23 protein-coding genes are annotated in these 25,596 nt (G+C 34.5%); 19 read left to right on the top strand and 4 right to left on the bottom strand.

Annotation, left to right across the window (positions count from 1 at the left end; all coding sequences use genetic code 11):
- The first annotated feature begins 61 nt into the window (after positions 1 to 61).
- From CD30_RS14195 to CD30_RS14180, 4 genes are all read left to right on the top strand, one after another.
- On the top strand, positions 62 to 1,384 hold the full coding sequence (locus CD30_RS14195) for an MFS transporter (RefSeq protein WP_052126229.1): 1,323 nt from the start codon (positions 62 to 64) through the stop codon (positions 1,382 to 1,384).
- A 19-nt stretch (positions 1,385 to 1,403) separates the two neighbouring features.
- Positions 1,404 to 2,534, top strand: a complete 1,131-nt coding sequence (gene solA / locus CD30_RS14190; RefSeq protein WP_036178146.1) for an N-methyl-L-tryptophan oxidase — start codon at positions 1,404 to 1,406, stop codon at positions 2,532 to 2,534.
- Between the two features lie 406 nt (positions 2,535 to 2,940).
- Entirely contained in the window at positions 2,941 to 3,129 is a 189-nt protein-coding gene (locus CD30_RS14185) for a hypothetical protein (protein WP_036178144.1), read from the top strand.
- Positions 3,122 to 3,475, top strand: a complete 354-nt coding sequence (locus tag CD30_RS14180) for a type II toxin-antitoxin system PemK/MazF family toxin (protein ID WP_036178142.1) — start codon at positions 3,122 to 3,124, stop codon at positions 3,473 to 3,475. The genes CD30_RS14185 and CD30_RS14180 overlap by 8 nt, the downstream gene beginning before the upstream one ends.
- A gap of 403 nt (positions 3,476 to 3,878) precedes the next feature.
- Here CD30_RS14180 and CD30_RS14170 read toward each other — a convergent pair whose 3' ends face one another.
- The gene (locus CD30_RS14170) at positions 3,879 to 4,772 is read right to left on the bottom strand and encodes a LysR substrate-binding domain-containing protein (RefSeq protein WP_036178138.1); all 894 of its coding nucleotides are present in this window, start codon (positions 4,770 to 4,772) and stop codon (positions 3,879 to 3,881) included.
- A 135-nt stretch (positions 4,773 to 4,907) separates the two neighbouring features.
- Here CD30_RS14170 and CD30_RS14165 point away from each other — a divergent pair, with 135 nt between their 5' ends.
- The 6 genes from CD30_RS14165 (at position 4,908) to CD30_RS14135 (ending at position 11,518) form a co-directional block, all read left to right on the top strand.
- Positions 4,908 to 6,092 carry a M24 family metallopeptidase gene (locus tag CD30_RS14165; RefSeq protein WP_036178135.1) on the top strand — a complete coding sequence of 395 codons (1,185 nt, stop codon included), beginning with the start codon at positions 4,908 to 4,910 and terminating at the stop codon, positions 6,090 to 6,092.
- 26 nt (positions 6,093 to 6,118) lie between these two features.
- Positions 6,119 to 7,153 carry an ABC transporter substrate-binding protein gene (locus CD30_RS14160; RefSeq protein WP_052126228.1) on the top strand — a complete coding sequence of 345 codons (1,035 nt, stop codon included), beginning with the start codon at positions 6,119 to 6,121 and terminating at the stop codon, positions 7,151 to 7,153.
- Between the two features lie 17 nt (positions 7,154 to 7,170).
- Positions 7,171 to 8,058 (top strand): ABC transporter permease, encoded by an 888-nt coding sequence (locus CD30_RS14155; protein WP_052126227.1) that lies wholly within the window; start codon positions 7,171 to 7,173, stop codon positions 8,056 to 8,058.
- The gene (locus CD30_RS14150) at positions 8,055 to 8,861 is read left to right on the top strand and encodes an ABC transporter permease (protein WP_052126226.1); all 807 of its coding nucleotides are present in this window, start codon (positions 8,055 to 8,057) and stop codon (positions 8,859 to 8,861) included. Before CD30_RS14155 ends, CD30_RS14150 begins: the two co-directional genes overlap by 4 nt.
- Positions 8,862 to 8,873: 12 nt before the next feature.
- Positions 8,874 to 9,926 (top strand): ABC transporter ATP-binding protein, encoded by a 1,053-nt coding sequence (locus tag CD30_RS14145; RefSeq protein WP_036178133.1) that lies wholly within the window; start codon positions 8,874 to 8,876, stop codon positions 9,924 to 9,926.
- Between the two features lie 395 nt (positions 9,927 to 10,321).
- Positions 10,322 to 11,518, top strand: a complete 1,197-nt coding sequence (locus CD30_RS14135) for a serine hydrolase domain-containing protein (RefSeq protein ID WP_036178129.1) — start codon at positions 10,322 to 10,324, stop codon at positions 11,516 to 11,518.
- Positions 11,519 to 11,685: 167 nt separating this feature from the next.
- On the opposite strand, the gene CD30_RS20440 is transcribed toward CD30_RS14135, so the two are convergent.
- The 3 genes from CD30_RS20440 to CD30_RS14120 all read right to left on the bottom strand — a co-directional run bounded on the left by CD30_RS20440 (position 11,686) and on the right by CD30_RS14120 (position 15,961).
- Complete coding sequence (locus CD30_RS20440; protein WP_052126225.1) at positions 11,686 to 12,855, bottom strand: SEC-C metal-binding domain-containing protein; 1,170 nt, start codon at positions 12,853 to 12,855, stop codon at positions 11,686 to 11,688.
- 660 nt (positions 12,856 to 13,515) lie between these two features.
- Positions 13,516 to 14,091: a Uma2 family endonuclease gene (locus tag CD30_RS14125; protein ID WP_036178127.1), complete on the bottom strand. Its 576-nt coding sequence runs from the start codon at positions 14,089 to 14,091 to the stop codon at positions 13,516 to 13,518.
- Between the two features lie 307 nt (positions 14,092 to 14,398).
- Positions 14,399 to 15,961, bottom strand: coding sequence for an outer membrane protein assembly factor BamD (locus CD30_RS14120; RefSeq protein WP_036178126.1), 1,563 nt, complete (start codon positions 15,959 to 15,961; stop codon positions 14,399 to 14,401).
- A gap of 352 nt (positions 15,962 to 16,313) precedes the next feature.
- On the opposite strand from CD30_RS14120, the gene CD30_RS19600 reads away from it, so the two are divergent.
- The 9 genes from CD30_RS19600 to CD30_RS14075 all read left to right on the top strand — a co-directional run bounded on the left by CD30_RS19600 (position 16,314) and on the right by CD30_RS14075 (position 25,487).
- Positions 16,314 to 16,799: a DUF6978 family protein gene (locus tag CD30_RS19600; RefSeq protein WP_052126224.1), complete on the top strand. Its 486-nt coding sequence runs from the start codon at positions 16,314 to 16,316 to the stop codon at positions 16,797 to 16,799.
- 22 nt (positions 16,800 to 16,821) lie between these two features.
- Positions 16,822 to 17,604 carry a DUF1828 domain-containing protein gene (locus tag CD30_RS14110; RefSeq protein ID WP_036178124.1) on the top strand — a complete coding sequence of 261 codons (783 nt, stop codon included), beginning with the start codon at positions 16,822 to 16,824 and terminating at the stop codon, positions 17,602 to 17,604.
- A gap of 279 nt (positions 17,605 to 17,883) precedes the next feature.
- The gene (locus CD30_RS19595; RefSeq protein ID WP_052126223.1) at positions 17,884 to 19,467 is read left to right on the top strand and encodes an S-layer homology domain-containing protein; all 1,584 of its coding nucleotides are present in this window, start codon (positions 17,884 to 17,886) and stop codon (positions 19,465 to 19,467) included.
- 302 nt (positions 19,468 to 19,769) lie between these two features.
- Positions 19,770 to 20,339 carry a glycerol-3-phosphate responsive antiterminator gene (locus tag CD30_RS14100; RefSeq protein ID WP_036178121.1) on the top strand — a complete coding sequence of 190 codons (570 nt, stop codon included), beginning with the start codon at positions 19,770 to 19,772 and terminating at the stop codon, positions 20,337 to 20,339.
- Positions 20,340 to 20,571: 232 nt separating this feature from the next.
- Positions 20,572 to 21,888, top strand: coding sequence for an ABC transporter substrate-binding protein (locus CD30_RS14095; RefSeq protein WP_036178119.1), 1,317 nt, complete (start codon positions 20,572 to 20,574; stop codon positions 21,886 to 21,888).
- A gap of 55 nt (positions 21,889 to 21,943) precedes the next feature.
- A complete protein-coding gene (locus CD30_RS14090; RefSeq protein ID WP_052126230.1) occupies positions 21,944 to 22,795 on the top strand; it encodes a carbohydrate ABC transporter permease in 852 nt (283 codons plus the stop codon).
- 13 nt (positions 22,796 to 22,808) lie between these two features.
- A complete protein-coding gene (locus CD30_RS14085) occupies positions 22,809 to 23,594 on the top strand; it encodes a carbohydrate ABC transporter permease (protein ID WP_036178116.1) in 786 nt (261 codons plus the stop codon).
- Positions 23,595 to 23,622: 28 nt separating this feature from the next.
- Positions 23,623 to 24,426 carry a sugar phosphate isomerase/epimerase family protein gene (locus tag CD30_RS14080; RefSeq protein ID WP_052126222.1) on the top strand — a complete coding sequence of 268 codons (804 nt, stop codon included), beginning with the start codon at positions 23,623 to 23,625 and terminating at the stop codon, positions 24,424 to 24,426.
- A complete protein-coding gene (locus CD30_RS14075; RefSeq protein ID WP_036178114.1) occupies positions 24,408 to 25,487 on the top strand; it encodes an ABC transporter ATP-binding protein in 1,080 nt (359 codons plus the stop codon). The genes CD30_RS14080 and CD30_RS14075 overlap by 19 nt, the downstream gene beginning before the upstream one ends.
- Positions 25,488 to 25,596: the final 109 nt, after the last annotated feature.

Genomic DNA, 25,596 nt, shown 5'->3' with positions numbered 1-25,596 from the left:
CTCTGTATTTTTCATTGCAATTCTCTGCATTTTTATCTTGCAAAATACAGGAGGAGTTTTATTGGAGAGATCCATATCTATGGATGATTTGCCTTTAGGTAAGACACACATAATGGCAGCCATTTATACGACAGGTGGAAAGTTTTGTGATGGTTATATTTTGGGTGTTATTGGTATTGCATTAACTTTATTAGGACCACAAATGGAGTTAAATGCCCTATGGTATGGACTAATCGGAAGTTCAGCATTAATTGGTTTATTCCTTGGAAGTTTTCTTTTTGGTTGGTTAACCGATCGAATTGGTAGAAAGCCTATTTATGTCACAACGATTGCCTTGTTTGTCTTACTATCAATACCTCAATTTTTTGTGACATCGCCTGAACAATTATTCATTTTACGTTTGCTTATGGGATTTGCAATTAGTGCTGAGTATGCAACAGGAGGAACGCTGTTATCAGAATTGCTTCCCAAGAAACAACGCGGTACGATTCTAGCATGCTTAAATGCAATGTGGACGGTAGGTTTTGTATTTTCAGTTATAGTAAGCTATACTTTGCTTTCTTTTGGTGGAGAAGAAGTTTGGCGTTGGATGCTGGTGAGTAGTGCTATCCCCGCTCTTATATTATTAATTCTTCGATTAGGGTCATTTGAATCTCCAAGATGGCTAGTGAGCAAAGGTAGAATCGAGGAAGCAAAAATCGTAATCGATAAATTTTTTGGTGAACAAGTTAGAATTGATGATTTACAAGTTGAGGAAAATCAAAAGACAGAAATTAAAGAATTGTTTAGTAAAAATTATAGAACAAGAACTGCATTTGCGGGCTTGTTTTGGGGTCTTCATGTTTTACCATACTTTGGAATGATGACATTTGCACCTGTAGTGTTTGCTAGTCTTAATCTTGAAGATGAATTTTTAAGTACATTAATTTCGAATATTTTCCAACTTTTCGGAGCTGTAGTAGGAGTGTTAATTATGGATAAGATTCCGAGGAGAATGTTCGTTATCTATTCTTTTGTTATTCTAGCTATTTCAATTGGGATGCTAGTAATCATTCCTAATCCAGCTTCATTTGTAGTTGTAGGGTGTTTTGCTGTTTATGTCTTTGTTGCTTCTGGATCAGGTAATTTACAAACGGTTTATCCTAGTGAACTGTTTCCTACGCATATTCGTTCCACGGGAGTAGGATTTGCAACAATGATTAGTCGTCTTGGCGCAGCGGTAGGTACCTTTTTACTACCAATTAGTTTAGATACATTAGGAATAAATCTAACAATGTTAATATTAACAGGAATTTTGTTACTGGGTGTTGTTATATCCATTATGTGGGCACCAGAAACAAGGAATAAAACATTAGTAGAGGCATCTAACATAATGACAAGATAATGAATTTGGGGGAAAGAAAATGGAACAAAAAAAGGTAGCTGTAATAGGTATTGGTTCAATAGGTAGTATGGTACTATGGCAATTAGCAAAAAAGGGGATTCAAGCAGTTGGATTTGAACAATATGGAATTGCTCATGACCGATCAGCTGCTGGTGGTGAATCTCGTATGTTTCGAACAGCCTATATGGAGGGCGCAGAATATGTTCCTATGTTAAAGAAATCTAGATTATTATGGGAAGAGCTAGAAGAAGAAACAGGATATAATTTATTAACATTAAACGGTGGACTTATGATTGGTCCCAAAGACATTGATGAAATTAAAAATGTCATTCGTAGCATTAAAGAATTTGAAATCGATCATGAAATTTTGAATGTAGAGGAAGCAAAAAAACATTTTCCACAACATGTCCTTCGAGAAGATGAAATCATGGTGCTTGATAAAGAAGCAGGTTATATGCGACCAGAACTAGCGGTATTTGCAGCAGCAGAACGTGCTGAATCTCTTGGAGCAATTATTCATCGACATACAACGGTTGAACAAATTGAAGAGCTAAATGATAAAGTAAGAATTGTTGCTAACGGAGAAAACTATGAATTTGATCAGGTAATTGTTACTGCTGGACCATGGACAACAAGAATATTCCCTGAATTAAAAGAAAACCTAACGCCTAAAAAGCTTGTTATGACGTGGTATCCAACTAGTAAAATAGAAAATTATCAACCGGATAAATTTCCTGTTTTCGCTAGAATGACTGAAGGCATTACCTTCTTTGGTATTCCATCATTAGAAGGAACGATGGTAAAGGTTGCGAGTGTAGATACTTTTGGAAATGTTGAAGTTCCTGATAAGTTGATACGTGATATTAAGTTGTCAGAGTTGAAAAATATTAAAGAGGCGGTTAGCACCTATTTACCAGAGTTAAGACCAGACCCTGTAAGAATTAGTGTGCATATGGATGGATATACAACAGATGGACATGCGGTAGTGGGTTTAGTACCTGGACTTAAAAACACATTTATCATGGGTGGATATTCTGGACACGGATTTAAATTAGCTCCTGTGATGGGGAAAATAGGCTTAGATCTGGTTGAACAGGGTGATACAGAATTTGACATTTCACACTTACGACCAGGGCGTTTTTTCAGTTAATTTTGAATGAAAAAAGCTAGTCAGAATCATACGATGTACCGGATTCACAAACATTATGTCAATTTGATACGATTTAGGAAGTGCAAAGGGCTCTGCATAGTTTTAACTGTGTAGGGCTTTATGGAAAGAATAGATGGAGAGGAAGCAAGAATCTCATTAACTTTAGGATACCTTTACTAATACTTTATGGCAAAATTGAATATATATATAGTTATAACCTTTACTTCAATATATAATTCTTTTGTTTAAATAAGTCTAAATTGGTGAAAATAATAAGAAAACATTTATTATTAATAGTAATAAACTAAACATAGTAAATCTAGGGCATTTAGGTTTTTTATGCTTTCTGAATAGTACAAATACATGTATAATTAATTTAAGGACTTGTACGAAAGGGAGATTTACTATGAAAAACTTACCAAAAGGTGGGGTTTTGGTGAAGGAACGTAAATCTATTCAGGAAATGGAAAAAGAACTCGGTCTAGACAAAGTAAAGCCTATTGCTGTCACTCCTTCAGTGGTTGAGGATTTTGCGGAAGACGAGAACTATTGGAAAGATTTATATGAGGAAACATTAGCAGAAATCTATGAATAGATACCAAGAATATATTCGTCAATGTAGAGCTAATGCATCTCATGGCGAGTTTTTCTTTGCAAAATTTATTTTACCAAATGGAGTCCCGACCGAAAGACCAGTATTTGTAATAAGTGACGATAATGATAAAAATGATGTTGTTATTTGTGTCTGTACAAAACACCCACCACGAGATGATTCTGAATTTGATTATGCTATAAATATTCGGAGAAAAGAAGGTTCATTAAGAACAAATAAGATTTATACTGTTGAAAGGGAACAGTTGTTAAATCCAATTAGATATACAATAGACCCTGATGACTATACTGAGATTATAAATAAAATTAAAAACGCCATTAGAGTATAAAAAAGTAAAAGCCTATTCCCTAAGAAGGGTAATGGGCTTTTTATTTGCCTTCATTTAAATACATCTCCTGCATAGTATCTATTTTTTTACAAAAGGAAATAATTGTGATACTTATTTTTATTATACACTAGATTATTTACCGCCGAAGTTGTGGCGACTAACTTCAAAGGCAAAGAGAAATAATGCAGACGTTCTGAAAGGGGCAATTTTGTTGATTTTATCTATGAATTTAGTAATTAGACAATCTTTTTGTTGAGTATCCATTAATAAAACTTGAAATGGGTGATTCAATTTGTATATTACAATAAAAAAAATTGAATTCTCACAAATTAGGACAGAGACACCTTTTCCCTTGTCCCGTTTCTTATGGAAAATCAAAGGTAGGGCTGTTATCCTACCCCACCTAGTTAAACTTAGGCAATACACTTTGTTCCATCACTTTTAAAAATGAATTAATAACAGGGTTCATATTGTCCTTCTTCCATGCTAAAGAACTAACCTTATAAAATTTCTTATTGAAACTTTTGTAAGTAATATTACTTAATTTAATAAATGTTGTTGATTGTGGAACGATAACAACTCCAATCTTTGCTGCAACAAGAGACACCATTGTATGCTGCTCTTTTGCCGTTTGGATAATATTTGGAAAAAATCCTCCATCATTGTATACCTGAAATATCGATTTATAGTACCCATCGCCTTCATTCCTCGGCGGTAGAATAAAATTCTCTGATTTTAAGTCTTTAGGATCAATTGGCTCATCAGTTTTTGCTAATGGATGATCAGTATTTAAACATAAAACAAGTTCTTCTTTTCGAAAAAACTTAGTTTCAATACCTGGCGTTTTAATTGGTGTTACTAAGATACCAACGTCAATTTTCTTTTCTTCTAAAGCTCTAAGCTGTTCAGAAGTAGTTAACTGTTTTAAATCAATTTTCACATCAGGAATGGATAAATTACAAGCTTTTATTATCTCCGGTAAAATATCAAATGCTGCTGAACCTCCAAATCCTAAAGTTATACCCCCTATTTCTCCTTCTTGGATTCTTAAAGCCTCTTTTTTAGCGTGCTCAATATAATGGATTATTAATTTTGAGTTTTCATAGAATGATTTCCCGGCTTCTGTTAATTGGACATTTCTTTTATTTCGTTTAAATAGGACAACCCCTAAGTCATCTTCCAATTGCTTTATTTGTTGACTTAAAGGAGGTTGAGATATATTTAGTTTTTCTGCCGCTCGACTATAATGTAATTCTTCTGCTACAGTAATAAAATACCTTAATTGATGAATTTTCATCTTTTTTCTCCTTCAGTAAAAATCGTTTAATACATTTTTTATATTAGTTATTAAAAAATATATATAAATAAGTATTACTTCCCTATGTTATCATAATATTGTAAAAATTCAAAAAATGGAGATGGGGGAACACCAATGCAGCTTTCTATTTCAACTATTGAGTTTAAAGAAAGGCAACAAAAAGTTATATCACAATTGGCTGAAAGAAAAATAGAATGCATGATAATTTTTAGTACAACAGATATAAATTATTTAACGAACTTTAATTTCAGGCCATCTGAGAGACCTATTGCACTAATAATTGATCCACAACAAAAGACGCATCTGTTTGTACCACATATGGAGAAGGAACATGCAGAGGAATATGCAGTTGTTGACTTTGTATTTGAATATCCAGAATATCCTGGAGAAGTTCATCCGATGAAGCTTCTCAGAAACTACTTATTGAATTTAGATTTTCAAAACAAAAATGTTGGCGTAGATTCCCTCGGGTATAGTTCTCCTAAAGGTTATAGGGGAGAAAAGCTTAACGACTTGTTAGATAGCAATAACTATGTCTCGATTCAGGGATTAGTTGAAAAAATGCGTATGATCAAATCCCAGAAGGAAATCGAACTAATTAAGGAATCATCTAAATGGGGAAATTTAGCACACAGTTTGCTAGTTAGATATAGCAAGCCAGGTGCGAATGAAACTGAAATAACTGGACGAGCTACTTTAGAGGCAACATTGGCAATGATCGATACAATTGGGAGTATTGCCAAATTCCATGGTGATCCAGTAAATGCATTTTATAGAGGACAAATTGGGAAGCACTCCTATTTCCCGCATTCACAACCGCAGAACTTTACATTAAAAGAAGGAGATCAAGTAGTTTCACAGGCTGAAGCAAACATAGATGGATATAGAAGTGAACTTGAAAGAACGATGTTTATAAAGGATGTCAGTAAAGAACAAGAAAAGTATTTTAATCTAATCGTACAAGCACAGGACATAGCTTTTAATTCCGTTGTACCTGGAAAACCGCTTTCTTATGTAGAGGAAAATGTAAGAGCATTTTATAAGGAAAATAATGTTGAGCATTTAATTAGACACCACACTGGTCATAATATTGGGCTTATTAACCACGAAGCGCCGTTTTTCGATCTTGGTGAGGGCACAATTATTCAACCAGGAATGATAGCGACGATAGAACCTGCTCTTTACGTAGAAGGTTTAGGAGGGTTTAGGCATTCAGATACGATACTAGTAACTGAAAACGGAGCAGAACGATTAACCTATTATCCACGTGATTTAGAATCTCTTATTATTGGAAACTAAAAAAGTATAAGAAAGGGTGTAAATTTATGAAAAAATTATTTTTGTTTTCCCTATTATTCTCAGTTATATTGAGTGGATGTAATTCATCCTCTGGAGGTTCCAGTGAAGCGAATAACCAGGTTACTGTTGGTACTTGGGGTGGAGATTACGAAAATTTCTTAGGTAAATTTGTCGAGCCAAACCTTCCAGAGGATATTTCTGTTATTACCGTTCCAGAAAGTACAAATGCTCGAATGACAAAAGCTCGTATTGAGAAAGATGGCGAAAGTACTTACGATGTTATTAATTTAGAAGATAATACTATGCAACAATTAGTAGATGAAGGGTTACTGATGGAACTTGATTATAGTAAAATCCCAAACGCTGAAAATATTAGCCCAGATTTAAAAAATCCATATTTTATCCCACATATCTATAGTGCTGGAACAATTGTTTATAATGAGCGATTAGTTGAGGAAGTTCCAGATTCATGGGATATTTTGTGGGATCCAAAATATAAAGGGAAAATAGGAATTCATACAGTAATCTTCCCTCGATATATATTTGCAGCAGCAGCTGTGGAAGGTGTTGGGCAATCTCAAGAATGGGACAAAGCATGGGATAAGTTATTATCATTAACAGATAATGAACCGAAATTTTATACATCACAAGAGCAGATAGCAACAGCCCTACAAACAGGGGAAATAGCAATGACAGTTACTTGGAGAGCACGTGCGATTCAATGGAATGAGGCTGGTGGAGATCCAATCAGTAGCGTTGTTCCTAATGAAGGTACTTTCCCTACTGTATTTGGTGCAGGGATTCCGAAAAATGCGAAAAATGTTGATGCAGCCTATGAGTATTTAAATGCAATGTTAGAACCATCTGGACAAGCATCATTTGCAACAGAGATGGGTTATGCTCCGACGGTTTTAAATGCAGAGTTACCTGAAGAAGTTAAAAATCAAATTTCATTTTCTGATGACGAACTAAGTAGAATTTATCCGATCGATTTAGAGTATATTACAGAGCATTATGCTGATTGGAAGGAAAAATTTGATAGAGATTTTGCTAGTCAGTAAAACATAGGGGGATTATAGTGAAAAGCAACAGTCATAAATTTATTAGCATTTCCTCACTAATTGCACCTGCAACTATATTAGTTACATTTTTATTCATTCTTCCGTTAGTTAATTTTTTACGTACCAGCTTTAATCGTAATATTCCAGGTGGATCTTATGAGTCTGCCTGGACTCTAGAAAACTTTGTAGAGTTTTTTAGTGATAGTTATTTCTTAAATATTTTATGGAATACTATTCTTATTTCATTCGTAGCAACTATTTTCTCGTTAATATTAGCCTTTCCAATTGCTTACCTTTTAGCAAGAACGAAATCAAAGTTCAAAGGTATTTTAATTGGGCTAGTTGTTTTTCCACTATTAGTGGGAAATATTGTGAGAGATATTGGTTGGATAGCATTGTTTAGTGAAACTGGTTTAATAAATGAGTTGCTATTAGCCATTGGCATAATTGATACTCCAGAATCTTTTTTAGGAACACACATCGCAGTAATTATTGCGATATCGAATGTTGTTCTACCATATATGATTATCTCAATTCAATCCGTCATTGAAAATATTAATCCATCTTTAGAGGAAAGTGCAAAGGATTTGGGGGCTTCAAACTGGATGGTTATGCGTTCAATAGTAATTCCTTTAGCGATGCCGGGAATTTTGGCTGGTACATTATTCGTATTTATATTATCAATGAATGCATACACTACTCCACTTATTATTGGAGGAACAAAAGTCCAAATGATGGCTCCAGCATTATATTCACAAATAACGGAAGTATCAAACTGGCCTCTAGGATCAGCAATGGCTGTCGTGTTAATTGCTATCACATTAATCACATCTGTTATTTATTTGAGAGTTATGGAAAAGTCATCTTCTGGAAATATTAATGCAAGCACGGAGGTGAAGGGGTGAATCGAAGTATATTAGCTATATCTAAAAAAATACCGATACTCCTAATATTTTTATTTATTACATTGCCACTATTCATGGTACTTTGGATTTCCTTTTTCTCTCAGCAGTTAATAATCTTTCCTCCAAAAGGATATTCATTAGAATGGTATAAAGCCTTAGGAGAACAAACACAATTTTTAGATTCATTCCTTTTAAGTTTAAAAGTTTCTGTAACTGCGACCGTGTTTTCGATAATTTTAGGTTTATTTAGCTCAATAGCAATTGTTCGTTATAACTTTTGGGGTAAAAAAATACTGGAGATGTTATTTTTATCACCATTAATCGTTCCTTCAATCATAACAGGGATTGCAATCTATATTTATCTTTTTAATTTAGAGAGAATGAGTAATATGAACCTTGTACCTAGTTATTGGTCACTTGTAATAGCTCATATCATAATTGCATTGCCTTGGACAGTTAGATTAATTTCTGCCGGATTGCAAAGTATAAGTCCTTCTTTAGAAGAAGCATCAATTGATTTAGGTTCAACAAAAGTACAAGCATTTTATAATATAGTACTGCCAAATCTTAGACCTTCAATTATTGCGGCTGCTATTTTGTCATTTATTCACTCGTTTAATAATTTAGAAATTAGTCTTATGCTCGTTAGCCCTGGTGAAACAACTTTACCAATTGAAATTCTTAACTATGTTACTTGGAGAATAGATCCACTAATTGCAGCCGTATCTACTGTCCAAATACTTCTGATTGCAATATTAATGTGGATAGCGAATCGATTCGTCAAGGTGACTAATATGATATAGAGGAGAAATAAAATGGGAAAGTTAACATTAGAAAATATTACTAAAAAATATGGTGATACAACTGTTGTAAATAATATTAATCTCTCAATCGAAGAAGGAGAATTTGTCTCTTTTTTAGGACCTAGTGGTTGTGGTAAAAGTACGACATTGAGAATGATTTCTGGTTTTATACAACCTACTTCTGGAGAAATATTAATGAATGACTCTAATATTACTCAGATACCACCAAATAAAAGAGATACTTCACTCGTTTTCCAAAACTATGCTCTTTTTCCGCATATGACGATTGGTGACAATGTTGGTTATGGATTAAAAATGAGGAAAGTACCAAAAAAGGAAATTAAAGAACGAGTAATAGACATGTTGAAGTTAGTAAGGCTGGATCATTTAATCGATCGTTTTCCAGGTCAGCTTTCAGGGGGACAACAGCAGCGAGTTGCGTTGGCACGTGCGCTTATAGTAAATCCAAGTGTATTACTTTTGGATGAACCACTAAGTAATTTAGATGCCAAACTTCGAGACGAAATGCGTACGGAGATATTAAACTTACAAAGGAAATTAAACTTAACTTGTATTTTTGTAACGCATGATCAAGAGGAGGCGCTCGTTTTATCTGATAAGATTGTAGTTATGGAAAGTGGACACATTCGCCAAATTGGTACACCAGAAGAAATATTTGACAAACCGAATTCACATTTTACAGCTGATTTTGTAGGGGTTAGGAATATTTTTGAAGGTAATAATAACAATGGCACTTTCGTAACAAAAAATAATACAAAAATCAAAATAGGCGATACAGACACTAATATAATTAAAGTCGGTATTAGACCAAATATGATTTTAGTGAACCCACAAAATGTATCAGAATATGATAATCATGTTAACGCAACAGTCCAAACACTTTTATATAGAGGTACAATTATTGAATTATTAACAATCCTTGAGAATGGTGAAGAAATGGTTGTCGAAATACCTTCAGAAAAATATAAAACTTTCACTATTAAAGAGGGAGACAACATCTCTTTATGTTGGAACTTAGATAATGTTATTTCTTTGTATGAATAATAGTGAATATTAGAGGGAGAAGGGGACAGTATACCTGCCCCCTTATACTCTTTAAAACTCCTCAATTTCCCCATCAAACAGCGTAAGATGCCCTTGATAGTATAGCTGGTAATAGTCCCCGATTGCCTCTCTGGGATATAGAAAAATAAAACCTTCTAACTTTCGACGTTATAGTGATTAACACAAAAAATTTGAGTTCGTATGATAGCGCTGCTTGTACTTCTACATAACCTTCCGGATCCATCTGAAAAGCTCGCAACTTTTTAAATATTCCACCTCAAAACGAAGTAGTTCGTTTTCTCTCTCCAACTTTTGCTCATCTATCATTTAACCATTATCATATATTGTCCCAGTATTGAATATTATAAAGTAAATAGAATAGGAGGTTGATAATATTGGGTACTGCAATTTTAAAAACAGAGCTACAAGAAACACTTGATAAAATTCTTAGGAATACAGTGAATCGTGCTGGTGGTGCACCAGGAGTGGTCGCAATTGTAACGGACCGTGAAGGCAATATTTATGAGGGATCTGCAGGTGTAAGAGACATAAATACGAAAACACCAATGACGATTGACAGCATTTTTTCATTGTTTTCAACAACGAAAGCGATTACAGGTGCAGCATTAATGAAGCTCGTTGAAGAAGGTAAAGTTAGCTTAGAAGATCCTGTAAAAAAATATGTTCCAGAAATAGAAGAGATAAAAGTACTTGAAGGTTTCGACATTAATGGTAAACCAATTCTAAGAGAGCCAAAAACTGACGTTACGATTAATATGTTAATGCTTCATACAGCTGGATTCGGATATGAGTTTTTCAGTCATGAAGATCGGAAATACCGTGAATCCACAAACACACCTACACTATTAACAAGCACATTTGATTCGGTAAAAAGTGTCTTATTATTCGAACCAGGTGAACGTTGGAACTATGGAGTAAATATTGACTGGGTCGGAAAAGTTGTCGAAGCTGTTGAAGGAAAACGACTTGGACAAGTATTACAAGAGAAAATCTTTTCTCCACTAGATATGACAGATATTAGTTTTGCTCTAACACCTTCTATGGAAGAACGCCGGGCAACAATGCATACAAGAAATCAAGAAGGCACACTTATTCCCCAGCGAGATTTAGTAATTCCACAACCTCCCGAAATGGACATGGGTGGTCACGGTCTATTTGCAAGTATTGGGGAGTACATGAAATTTATTAGAATGCTACTGAATGATGGTGCAGATGTATTAGAATCTGAAACTGTAACTAAAATGGCCCAAAACGGTTTAGGTGAATTAAAAAGCGGTGGATGGATTACATCGGATACAACATTATCGAATGACGGTGAATTCTTCCCAGGTGTTACAAAATCATGGTCGTATACATTCCAAGTCAATGAAGAAGAACTTCCGACAGGTCGTCCTGCAGGTCAGTTAATGTGGGCAGGCTTGGCTAACCTTTACTACTGGATTGACCGTGAAAACGGAATTGGCGGTTTTTGGGCTACACAAATGTTCCCATATCAAGACCCTGCATCCTATCTCGGATATCTAGAATTTGAATCAGCAGTATATCATCTATTAAAAAAACATAGCAAATAATATAACCTACCTAAATGATTTGACCCAATAAAATTAGACACATAGTGTAGGCAACTTCCAAGACCTGAGTTCGTTCAACTGGACTCAGGTCTTTTAAATCTAGCCCTTCATTGGTTCGTGATTGTAATAAGACAAGGGGATAGGTATCGTGAGATTTAACTACATTGTTATTTTCCGCAACATTTTTTATATTTTTTACCACTACCACAATGGCATGGGTCATTTCTACCAATTTTAACGGATGCAACTGGAGTAGTTTTTGGAAGAAGATTTAGGAACGATTGATCATCTAACTGCGCAAAACGGCGATTCTGTTCTATCACGTGTAGACGCCATTTTTCCATTTGTGGATGTTGACGGTTCATTACGCGATAAAATCCATAAAACATTTCTTCCATATCGAGGACATTGCCACGATATTTATTGGCTATAAAATCTTCTATTAATGGAAAGGCGTGTTCTGAAAAATGTGATGTTAATCCATCTAGTACCATTTCCTTCCCATCATCTTCTAGAACGTCATAACATTCCACCAATACTTGTTCTGCAAGTTCCGTTTTTGTATGTTTTAAAATACCAAGTGCAAAATGATAACTTTCGAATTTTTTAGCATATGGTGCGACTGCACGAACCACTTCGTCCGATTGAAAACGACTTAATGCGATCTCCACCTCTTCAAGTAATATATCTTCATCGCGAGTAAGTAGTGATGCAAGAGTCTCAATGTACTCCGTAAGTTGCATGATTCCGACTGCTCGAACTGCCAAAATTCCGTTAAAGGAAAACCAATCTTCCGTTAACTCTTGTTGTAAAATCAATCGAACTTCTTGCTGATCGTAATAATTTTTTTCAATAAGCGTATCTTGAACTTTCTTGGCCAGTTCAAATAACAAACCGTTATAGCCTTTTTCCTCCATTTGATGTTGAAGATCGGCATAAAGCTTCCATAAATCTTCCTCATCAGATATTAAACATCTGCGACAAATATCAAAGTAAGCTTTTGAAATATATTGCTTTAACTGTTCCTCATGGTCAAGTAGAACAGGGATCGGTAAATTTCGAGCATATCGTGTAATTAAGTGCCGCTTTTCCTTAGGTGTTTTATTAAACAACTCTAATAAAATGGGCAGTGAATCTTCATTGACATTCTCGTCATTACCTTGAATGAGAATCGAAATTTTATCTTCATTATTTGCATGTAGTGCATTTGTCAATTGATCGTTTACCATTTCTGAAGGCGTGAAAGGGAAATCGCGCAAATGAAATGCGATAAAATCCCTGACAATCGTATCTTCAGATTGAATAAATTGTGAAGCCATTTTTAAAAATTGTTGCATGATCATTCTCCTCTTTATAATAGAAATATATATACTATTATACACTATCTTATGGGGACGAGAGGACAAGTAATGGGTACCAATTTCTTTTATTCGTCGTACATTTTTTGTGGAAAGGCCAATTACTCCGGAAGGGATTTGTTTGGACAGGTATTCTTAAAAAGATGTTACTATACTATATTAAATGCATTTAAATTTAAATGAAAACAGGCTGGGACAAAAGTAAACTTCGAACAAGTAGACACAAGAAAGAATAGTAAATATTTGCTCGCCGCTTATTTGAAAGTCGTTCGTTGGAGAGGCAGGCGAAGAGTGCATCTGCCGCTTTCGCTTTCGATGCAAGGCAAAGCTTTCCTGCGGGATGTAAGGAATAACGGTACAAAGGCTAAAATCGCCACTTGTCGCTGATAACGCCACTTCCTCATGTATCAGCGACATGACCAACGTCCTGTTGGCCTCTGTGGCAACGCCTTTGCACCTGCCGCTTACGCTTTCGGTGCAGAAAAAGAGCTGTGACCAACATCCTGTTGGCCCGAGACCCCGCAGAGTAAAGCGAAAGGAGCACCGCTCGCCACTGGATGCGCGAAGCCTGCCTCGGAAACGAACGGTACTATATCAAAAAAGTACAATCGGCATTTTAAATGGATTGTACTTTTCTCTTTATGTCCCAGCCTCTAAATTAAATAATTCATCGGTATTTATTTTAATATTTTTAAAAAGATTGGATACAACCATTTCTCCTAGAGTCACTAATTTGAATTGTATTTCTAAATCAGGTTCTTTGAAATAAACCATTATATGATTTTCCATAGGGTCTACAATCCAATATTCTTTTACATCGAAATTCATATATAAATTCAGCTTTGTCACCATATCATAAGATTTATTTGAAGGACTTAATATTTCAATGATAAAATCTGGAGCTCCGACGTATTCATTTTCAGTGAAGTTATCTTGATTGCAAGCTACGAATAGATCGGGTACAACACGTTTTTTTTCATCATTACTTTCGTTATTAAAGACGACATCAGTAGGTGCAGCAAAAACTTTACATTTACTATCTTTTAAATGATTGTAAATTAGAGCATGGAGGAATGATGAGATTTCTTGATGTTTAATGTTTGGAGATGGAGACATATAAATCACTCCATCGATATACTCTAATCTTTTATTGGTTTTTTTTCGTTCTGCTTCAAATTCTGCATAGGTGTAATACCTTTCAAATAATAAACCCAAGAACAATCACCACCTAACTCAATTATATTCGAATGATAACCAAAAACAAATAATTATACACTTTACAACGTAAGGAGTGATAATATTCAATTAATCCTCCGAATTACAGTTTTCTACTTATGTCCTAGCCTCACTATCTTTTTTTAATTTAAAGTGAAAAAAATGACTCTTTAGAACTGACTGGCTGAATTAAACTCTTTATATTGTTATGAAGGTTTTTTATTGTAGTAGGGTATCGATTAGTTTTTGACTTTTAAGGTCCAAGGGAATTTCCTAATCCTAATTAAATTCAACCTCCTACTCCTCTTTAAAACTCCTCAATATCCCCTTCAAACAACGTAAGATGCCCTTGATAGTAAAGCTGGTATTGGTCCCCATCGTAGTTTAAAAGCATATAAGTTGGGAGTTCTTTTTCGATATATGGTTTCGTGTGCGCGGGCCATTGCTCTAACGGAAGCTTTTTATATTTTTCGAAGTCAAAGTCAATTTCCGTGTTTATGCTATGTTCCATTGAATTAAAGTTATAATCCTGAACCTGTACATAATAAAGATTGTCTTTAACCTTCACTGCCTTTTCAACATTGCGAATTACTTTCGGATTATAATAGCCAGATGGTGCAAGATAAAATGCATCATTTTGCAAATACATCCAATGGGTAGGATCTAATTCAGTTGGAATGTTAAGACGATTTGGATTAACATCAACGTCAAAATAATCTTTCACTGCCTTCAAAACTGAATTTTCTCTATACCCCTCACCATATTCTCCTGGTACATTCGCTTCTAGGATGTTATTGAATAATATATATGCAATCATAGTTTCATAAGTAGTACTTTCGCGCTTATCAATTTTCCCAACATTATTGAATTGTTGGATGAAGTGTTCACCTTTTTTGTCCAGAGAAATTTCTTCATTTGAAAATAGAGTTTCAGTCGCATCCTTTGTCAGGTTCGTTACAACGGTTTCAATTGTAGCTATAGGATTTGTTAAATCAATGCCAAATGATTTTTCTCCAATGTTACTTTGGATAAGCGGGAGTTCATTGCCATTATAAGACTGAAATTCTTTCGTATATTTTTGTTGGTCAACTTCCTTAGTATTTACTTCATAATAAGGTTTCTCGGTTTCAACATTAAGGTTTTTCGTATAATAAAAATCGTACGCTAGAGAGATTTCGTGTTCTTGTAGCGTATAAAATTGATGATGCGCGAATTCGATTCCTTGTTTGGTCATCTCGCTAGAGTGTTTGATCGCGGTTGTTCCATCATTGAGTGTAATGAGTGATACTGACAAGTCAGATGCAACACTTTCATCAATTGTGTAGAACGAGTCCCATAACAATTCGGCTTTTCCGTCCGATACGCCCCAAACTTCTTCGATATAGCCATTTTGGTTGCGACGTTCCAATTCATCATTCATGTATTCGCTACTTTTGAAGAGAACATATAACTCATCCTGTCCATCTTGATTAAAATCAATCAAATCGGAATAAACCAAGCCCATTAATAATTCTCCTCGGGCATGATATTCGTGATTTTCTGGTACGATACCATATTTGCTATAAAGGTCTGTTATGACGTTTGCAAGTTGCTGATTATTAACTTGTTGAACAGATAATTGATCTTCTACTTTTGCTAGCTCTTTTTTCACATCTTCTAATAGTGGGCTAGCTGTCTCAAGTGAGTTAAGTGATTGCTCTAAATCAGTTAAGATCGTTTTAGCAGCTTGCCACTCATTTTGATCGACGAGCTCCATCGCTTCTTCATAGCTTTCATTGTACTGTGCAAATTGGTCTTGTTGTATGTCTGTCGTATCCGTACATCCCCATAAAGTAAGGATGGAAATACACAAAATAGTAAGTTTCTTCATTCTTTCACCTCTTTGATAATGGTAACAGGTGCACATAAAAATTGTAAATAACTATAGGGTATTAGGATTGATTACATAAGATGGATAACTGAAAAGTGGATACATATAAAGTTTCTTTAACTTTTTTGTATTGCTAGATAAAATCACTAATTCAATTAAGTATTCTCTAAACTTATGAATTTGTACTTAATAAAAAGTTGATGGGAAGTTTAACTTCAATGGATTATTGAAAAATTATAACTTATTATGTTATAATAAGAACACATGTTCCGCCCTTAACCATATAAGAAAATTTGGATTTTCACTTTTATTTTTAAACTTCGAATATCATTATTTTGGAGGGAGATTTTTCATGAGACAATCAGAAATCAATGATTTAATTAATCAGTTTAAAAGATTGATTATAGATAATAATATGATTACTATTCCAAAATCGAACGAATACATAAAATTAGATGCAAAATCTTCTACTAAATATTTTTATGTAGATATAAATAGAAAAGGAAATAGAATTAAAAGGTTTACTCTTCAGCTAAGAAATCAGGAAAAAAAGGAATTACCATTACTTCGTTTTGATTTAGTTGGTCCACCGCATCCAAATCCACCTGGTGATTTCCCTTTTGCTGAAAAAGTGATACCGTGTCCACATTTACATATAGCTCATGAAGAGTATGGGGATAAAATTGCATACCCTTTAACATACGAATTGGTTCAAATGAGGTTGACCCCAGAAGAACTTTCTGATTTTGTGAAAATATTGAAGTCATTTTTGAAGAGATGTAATATTGAAGGTATAGAAAGCTATAATTATTCATATCAAGAAGAGATGGGATTTTAATGAACTTATTTGGAGGGTGGAAATGATGTTTGATATCAACGAGTTGAATAATACTTATACTAAGTGGAACAAAGATAATATTCATATTGTTGATCAAGGTGACTTCGTAGAAATTACTACACCCTTTGTTGATAATCATCATGACTATCTTCAAGTAGTTCTTTATTATAATGATAATGGGCAACTCGTATTGTCAGATGATGGTTATACTTTAAATGAACTAACTTTATATGAAATTGATTACAAACGTTCCTTAAAGCGAAAAGAATTTTTAAATCAAACTTTAAAGAGTTTTGGTGTCACTATTTTAGATTCTGATCTAACTATAACTTTCGATAAGGTTAAAGATTTCCCTAGAAAATTATTAAATTTACTGCAATGTATTTTACGATTATCAGATATGCTTTTAACTAGTCGTTCCACTGTAACCAGTATTTTTTATGAAGAAGTGGGAATATTTTTTGACGATAATAATATTTTAAAAATACCAGATGTAGGTATCACTGGTACAAGTGGAAATGAAAATAAGTTTGATTATATTATTCCTGCCAGTCGCGTGAAAAAGGAGAAAGTGATTAAAACCATTAATAAACCAAATGGTGATAATTTTAAATATCCGCTATTGTCATTCTTAGATATTAAAGAAAATAGAGCGAAATCGGAGTTTGTAGTAATTGCAAATGATTATGTAAATGAAATAAGTGAAAAATTCGAAACATCATTTACTAACCATGGAATATCTGTTCTACGTTGGACAGAAAGAAAGACATGGATTGATAATTTAAATCCTACTCTTGCGATTTAAAGTGATTAAAATTTATTTCACTAAAATCACGGAATGTTCTTAAATTCAAATAACCTCATGGGCCCAATCTTAATAGGGCTCATTTTTTATATTTTGTCGAATTTACATCTTAAGAAAAGAAATCTACTATTAAAGTCGAAAATTTGAGAATATTATCAGGACTAATCTACTAATTTTGACAAAAGTAAGGAGAATAATAGACTCTCATAATTGTTATTGAGATAATAGTTATGGGAAATTCAGTTAAAATTATTTTTTTGTAGTAGAAAGGAGTCAAAAATGAAGTTTAGAAAAACAATTGCAACTTTATCAGCTGCAGCTTTATTTTCATCGGTGGCAATTACAGCGAACGCGAAGGAATATCAATTGACGGATGTGTCTACAGAGGCAGATTATTATCATACGGTGAAAAAATTAGTCGAATTTGATATTATTTCTGGTTATAGTGACAATACGTTTAAACCTGGTAACTTAGTCACTCGAGGACAAGCCGCTTCTATGCTTGCCAAATTGTTAGGTGTTGACTTAAGTGATGTTAAAGACCCTGGATATTCAGACGTAACGATAGCCAATTCGCACTATGTTGCTATTGCGAAGTTAACAGAATTAGGATTTTTTGATGAGATAGGTGAATTTAAACCGAATGATATTTTAACTCGCGCTCAACTGGCTGAGCTATTTGTGAAGGCATTTGAGTTTGAGTCGGATACATTTAAAACCTTTAATGATGTAAGTGAAGATGATGAGTATTATAAATATATCGGCATACTAGGATCATTGGATATTACAAGAGTTGGTGAAGAATATCGTCCAAATGAAGGAGTAAAACGTGCCAACTTTGCTGTCTTTATTGAACGTGCCATTAACTTTAAACGTAGTGATAACAAACAGGATATCTTTGATACTTGGGGAACTTGGGACAATAAAGGAGTTATAAATCCACCAAAAGAGACGGATGAAGATAAAGAAGAAGATCCTAAAACAGACGATAATAACCAACCAACTAATGAAACGGAAAAATTAAGATTCCAATTACTCGAAACAGAGATTGAAGTAGCTTTAGATGATTTTGAAGATGCAGAAGAAGAAATCGATAAAATTTTAGAGAACTTAAAAAAGGCTGAAAAAGCAAAAGATGAAGGCGACATAGAGGATGAAAAAGAAAATTTATCCGATGCTTTAAAAGAGCTGGAAGATTTAATCGATGATGCGGAAGACGTATTAAAAAGAGCACGTGAAGCAAACTTTGCAGATCTTGACAAAGATGAAGAGAACCTTGATAAGGCGATTGATAATGCAAAAGAGTTAATTAGTGACAACTTATCAAAATCATATAGTGAAGACTATTTTGAAGATAAGCTAGATGAAGCGATAGATGAACTAGAAGATAAAATAAAAGATGCGGAAAGAGCGTTAAAAAGTGATAGTTTAATTGGCTTGAATAGTAACTATATGTCATTGCAAACTGAAATAGAAGACGCAGAAGAGACGCTAGAATCCTATGAAGATTCTGATGTTGAATCATTAGAAGATGAGGCAGAGGATTTAGAGAATGTAATTGACGAAGCAGAAGACCTCATTAAAAAATTAGAAGATACAATTGAGGACAAATTCGATAGCCAAGTGAAATATTTCAAAAAATTAATCGATGACATTCTTGATGACTTAGAAGAAGCAATCGACGATAATGATAAAAGCGAAATTTACGATGCTCAAGAAGACCTTGAAGAAGTTATTGACAATGCAAATAAACTGCTTAAGGATTACAAAGATGTAGAAATCAAATCTGTCAAAAATGATAAGTCCACATTAGAAGATACGATTGAAAGAGCAGAAAAGGCACTTACTGAATCAAAAAAATAAAAAAGCAACTTTAGCATGAGTCTGGGAAAACAGGCTCATGTTTTTTTACGAGCCCGAAAGCGCTTGAGTAAAGTAAGAAAGGTAACAAAGGGGCCGCCATTGTACCCAAACGCCCAAAATAAACGATAAAAATCGTATATTCGTTTTACCATATCCCACAATTACTATCATCAACCTCACCCATAACTCTCTCGTAAGAAAAAAGTAGATAAATTTACAATATATTCATAACTCATTCACATCTTCTTAATACTATGACTTTATTATTAAAAACAGATAGTCAATTCAAAGGATGCGAAAGAATGACAATAGAAAGTGTTCTCTCAAATAATCGAATAATAGCAGCTACACAATTAAAGGATATAAAACGCGCGGATGAATCACAGTGCTGTGCAATGATTTTAATGAATGGAAAGCTATCTGAGTTAATGCATATGCCAATGGTTCATAAGCCACTATTTATACATATGGATCTTCTAAAAGGATTAAAGAATGATAAAGAGGGTATTGCCTTTTTGAAAGAATTCATTAATCCTACTGGAATTGTCACAACAAAAGGCAACTTAATTGAAGCTGCGAAAAAAGAAGGATTACTGACAATTCAACGGATCTTCTTAATCGACACAAATTCATTAAAGACGGCAATTCAAAATATAAAAGACTATCGACCTGATGCTATTGAAGTGATGCCAGGTATTGCTCCGAAAATTGTTAAAGCGTTAAAACAGGAGCTTGATATTCCGATTATTTTAGCAGGTTTAATAACTACAAAAGAAGATGTTCTTCATGCCTTTGAAGCTGGAGCAGAAGCGGTTTCTCTTAGTAATCAACTTCTTTGGAATGGCACAACAGAAGCGATTACAACTAAATAATTTCTATTAGAACTTGGGTGGAGACCATAGAAAACCCATTTGTTCCCGATTAGTTACGTTATTTGACGTGAATCTCATGTCAAAAAAGGGGAGAAATGTGTGTTTTTTATTGTCTCCCTTTTTTGTGAGCAGCTGGAAGGAGGGTACCCATATTCGTTTTAATACTAGGTTTCAATCAAAGTAAATCCTGTAAAATCAAAAATTTATTTCACTTTAGAGAGGGGAAATATTTGTGAAACGTAAACTAGCTTTATTTAGTGTGATTGTGTTAGTGTTTGGAATTTTAACAGCTTGTAACAACAGTTCTTCTGAAGGTACTACGAATTCAAATTCAAATGGTGAAACAATTGATTTAACTTGGTACTATCCAGTAAATGTAGGTGGGGCAGTTACTGAGGTTATTGATAAATACGCGGAAGATTTCAATAAAGAAGGCATTGAAGTAAATGGCAAAAAAGTTACAGTCACACCTGTTTATAGTGGTAACTATGATGAAACAATGACGAAGGTTCAAACTGCGATTAAAAATGGGAAAGCGCCTGATTTCTCAGTGCAATTATCTGTTGATTTATTCCAAATTAAAAACTCGATTGTTCCTTTAGATGACTTCATCAAAAATGATCCAGCAGGTCAGGAAATGGTAAACGACTTTTTCCCTGGCTTTATGGAAAATGCACAGACAGAAGGAAAGACTTGGTCAATTCCATTCCAAAGAAGTACAGTCATTTTATATTACAACAAAGACATGTTTAAAGAAGCAGGCTTAGATCCAGAAATGCCACCTACAACTTGGGAAGAAGTCATCGAATACGGTAAACAGCTTACAAAAGATGGTCAGTGGGGTATTGAATTACCAGCTACGGTAAGTGGGTACTGGATTTATCAAGCACTATATTTACAAAATAGCCAGAACAATATGATGAGTGAAGATGGAAAAGAAGTTTATTTAAATACAAATGAAGCTAAAGAAGCTCTTCAATATTGGGTGGATTTAATTAATGAACATAAAGTCATGCCTGAAGGAGTATTAGATTGGTCGACTGTACCAACTGACTTCATCGAAGGTAAAACGGCGATGATGTTAACAACGACAGGTAACTTAACAAATGTTAAAAACAATGCGAATTTTGACTTTGGTGTAGCATTTTTACCTGGAAATAAACGTGTAGCTACTCCAACTGGAGGCGGTAACTTCTATATATTCAAGGATACATCAGAAGAAAGACAACAAGCATCATTTGAGTTTATAAAATGGATTACTGATCCTACTCGTGCAGCTGAGTGGAGTATTAATACTGGATATATTGCGACTCGTCAATCAAGCTATGAAACAGAAGTTTTACAAAAATACGTACAGTCTTTCCCGCAAGCGAAAGTTGCAATGGAACAGCTTGAATATGCAAATAAAGAGATTTCAGTATATGAGCAAGGTAAGATTCAAAAGATTATTCACGATGCATTACAAGCAGCTATCAATGGTGCGGATGTAAGTGAAACATTAGATAAAGCTCAAGCAGACGCGGAAGCAATTTTAAAAGCATATCAATAATTTACGTAGTGAGGTGAAGGACTTGGGGAGAAGTAAGGTTATCAAAGTAAATTTGATGGCTTGGATTTTTCTCCTTCCATCCCTCATTTTTCTTATCATGTTTACGTTATATCCGGTGATAAGCACGCTTATTTCAAGTTTTTATAAATCGGATTTATCTACGATCGAGCCTTTATTTGTAGGGTTTGAAAATTATCGAAGCATGATGGAAGATGAGGTTTTTCGGAAGGCGTTTATCAATAATATTTGGTTTGCTATAGGCACTGTTCCAACAAGTGTTTTAATTGGACTATTGCTTGCCATATTGGTGAACCGAACATTTATTGGGAAATCTTTGTCGAGAGTATTTTTCTTTTATCCAGTTGTGATACCAATGGTTGCTGCATCGTTTATTTGGTTGTTTTTCTACACACCGGATTACGGGATGGTTAATTCTATTTTGAAACTTTTTGGGTTTGGGGAATTAAATTTTTTAGGTAATTCGGATACAGCACTATTATCCATTATCATCATGGTCGTTTGGAAAGAGGCAGGTTTCTTTATGATTTTTTATTTAGCTGCTCTGCAAAACATTCCAAAGGATTTATTGGAGGCTGCAAGAATTGACGGTGCTTCAAAATGGAGGCAATTCCGTAGTATTGTCTTTCCATTGTTAATGCCGACGACTTTGTTTTCAGCTATTATTGCGACCACGAATGCTTTTAAAACGGTAGACCAGCTAGTCGTGATGACTCAAGGCGGTCCTAATAATGCTAGCAATCTATTACTTTATTATATCTATGAAAATACATTCCGTTTTATGGATTATGGAAAAGCAGCGACTGTAACGGTTATTGTATTAATCATCATGGTATTAATAGCGGCTATTCAATTCTTCGCTACAGATAAAAAAATTCATTACAGTTAAGGTGGGTAGTCAATTGAATCGTCTCATATCAATCTCTACTTATATATTAGCATTTTTATGGGCATTGCCGTTTTTCGGAATTGTCTATATGGCTTTTAAGGATGCAAGTTCCCAAGGATATTCCCTCACGTTTAGGAATTTTATCGATGCATGGAACGCAGCACCCTTTGGTCAATATTATTTAAATACGCTGATTATTGTGTTTGTCATTTTAGGTGTACAGCTTTTGACGATTACATTAGCTGCCTATGCTTTTGCAAGGATGAACTTTTTTGCACAAGGCTTTATTTTTATGCTGTTTCTCGTTCAAATTATGATACCAAGTGATGTATTAATCTTCCCAAATTCTAATACAATCGCACAGCTAGGAATCTATGATACAAAATTAGCCATAATGATTCCATATTTTATTTCTGCCTTTGGGATTTTTCTGTTAAGACAAACCTTTAAAGGTGTGCCATATGAGCTTGAAGAGGCGGCGAAGATGGAGGGCTGTAGTCGTCTGCAAATTATTCGAAATGTATATGTACCATTAGCAAAACCAACCTACGTTGCTTTTGGATTAATCTCTGTTAGTACCCAGTGGAGTAATTTTTTATGGCCGCTCATTATAACAGATTCAGATGAGAATCGTCCCTTAACAGTCGGGCTATCCATGTTTGCAAAAGCAAGTGATTCGGGAGCTCAATGGGGCGTCGTATGCGCGGGTACTTTATTTATTATCCTTCCATTATTATTGGCGTTCTTACTATTTCAAAAGCAATTCGTTTCAAGTTTTATGCAATCAGGCATAAAGTAAAACTTAAATTTTATTTGGAGGAAGCATAATGAATTTTTCTATATCATCATACACATTATTTTCTCTACCAATTGAAGAAGCAATCGAGCAATTGGTGAATAGCGGATGGAAATCGATTGAGATTATGTGTGAAGGTGAACTTCATGGAGAACGGCTGCTAGAAATGGATGATTCACAGCTTAATAGAATCGCGCAATTTACTAAAGACAATGGCGTATCTTTTGGTCTACATTTACCGATAAAACATTTTAATCCTGCATTAGTAGATGAAGAAACGATTCAAATTTGGGATAGATGCTTACGAATTGTCCGTTCTCTTGAAGTAAACTATGTATTGCTTCATCCAGGATATAATCCTTCATTAGAGGATGGCCTGGATTTAGCTTCTTGCTTTATCAAAGAAATTCTTGAAGACTTACCAAAGCAAACAAAGGTAGTAGTCGAAAATATTCCACTTGCTGAGCATGTCATTGGCTCTTCCATTGAGCAACTCTTAACAATCATTCAAAAAGTTAATGATTCACGAGTGTCTATTATGTTAGATACAGGTCATTGTTATATGAATAGTAAAGATGCTTTTATTCAAGAATGTCGAAAATCCTATGACAATCTTTTCGGATTGCATATAAATGATAATCATGGAATGGTGGATGAACATCTTGCTATTGGAGAAGGGGATATTCCTTTTAGACAATTGATGGCAGAGCTTAGGGGGAAAGAACTTTTATTTGTATTAGAAACAAATTCTGTCATTAGGGCAGAACACTCACAACAAAATATAGCACAATATTTAAACATGACGGAGGTTACGGAATGTCAAAAATCCAACTAAAAAATGTGTTTAAAAAATATGCTAATAGTGAGGGATATTCAGTTAAGGATTTTAATTTAGATATAGAAGAAAAAGAATTTATCGTTCTTGTAGGGCCATCAGGATGCGGAAAATCGACAACATTACGTATGATTGCAGGGTTAGAAGAGATTTCTGAAGGGGATTTCATCATCGAAGGGCAACGAGTGAATGATAAGGAACCAAAGGATCGGGATATTGCAATGGTGTTCCAAAATTATGCCTTATACCCACATATGTCAGTCTTTGAAAATATGTCCTTCGGATTGAAAATACGTAAGCTACCAAAGAAAGAAATAAAAGAAAAAGTTGAACATGCTGCAGAGATTCTAGGGCTAAAGGATTTGTTGAACCGTAAACCAAAAGAGCTTTCTGGTGGACAAAGACAGAGGGTAGCTTTAGGACGGGCCATTGTAAGAAATGCGAGTATTTTTTTGATGGACGAGCCTTTATCGAATCTAGATGCGAAATTACGTGTACAAATGCGAGCTGAAATATCGAAGCTACATCGACAATTAGGTACGACGGTTATTTACGTTACCCATGATCAAACAGAAGCGATGACGATGGCTACTCGAATTGTCATTATGAAGGATGGGGTTATTCAGCAAATCGGTACTCCGTCAGAGGTGTATCATTTACCTGCTAACACCTTTGTTGCAAGTTTCATAGGGTCACCTGGTATGAATTTGATTGAAGGAATTCGCAATGAAAAGGGCTATTTTGAAATGGCAGAACAAGCTCAATACCGATTGAGTAGCGAACAAAATGAAGCAATTGCCCAAAATGAAAACAAACCCTTCTTATTAGGGGTAAGACCTGAAAATATTTCAGTCGTATCAGAGCCAACTTCCATACAAGGTGTGGTTGATTTAGTCGAAGTAAATGGTCCGGATATGTTGCTTCATGTTATCGTCAACAATCAAACGATTTTAGTGAAAAGTAAAACCGATGAAAAAGTGAAAGTAGATCAATCTGTTTTTTTAGAAGTTGACGATACTACCGTTCATCTTTTTGATAAAGAAACAGGACAACGGCTTTAATCGGTTTAAAGTGGAATCGGTATGCAAACTAGACTTAATGTAGGAAACCGTTCCTCCTAATCGAAAGAGGGTTTTCCTTACAGTAAAAGAAATAGCAGCAAAAGAGGAG

It is taken from the genome of Ureibacillus massiliensis 4400831 = CIP 108448 = CCUG 49529 (assembly GCF_000772965.1).
GTDB classification, from domain to species: domain Bacteria; phylum Bacillota; class Bacilli; order Bacillales_A; family Planococcaceae; genus Ureibacillus; species Ureibacillus massiliensis.
The sequence above is the reverse complement of the archived record's forward strand: the minus strand, read 5'-3'. Positions and strand labels throughout refer to the sequence as shown.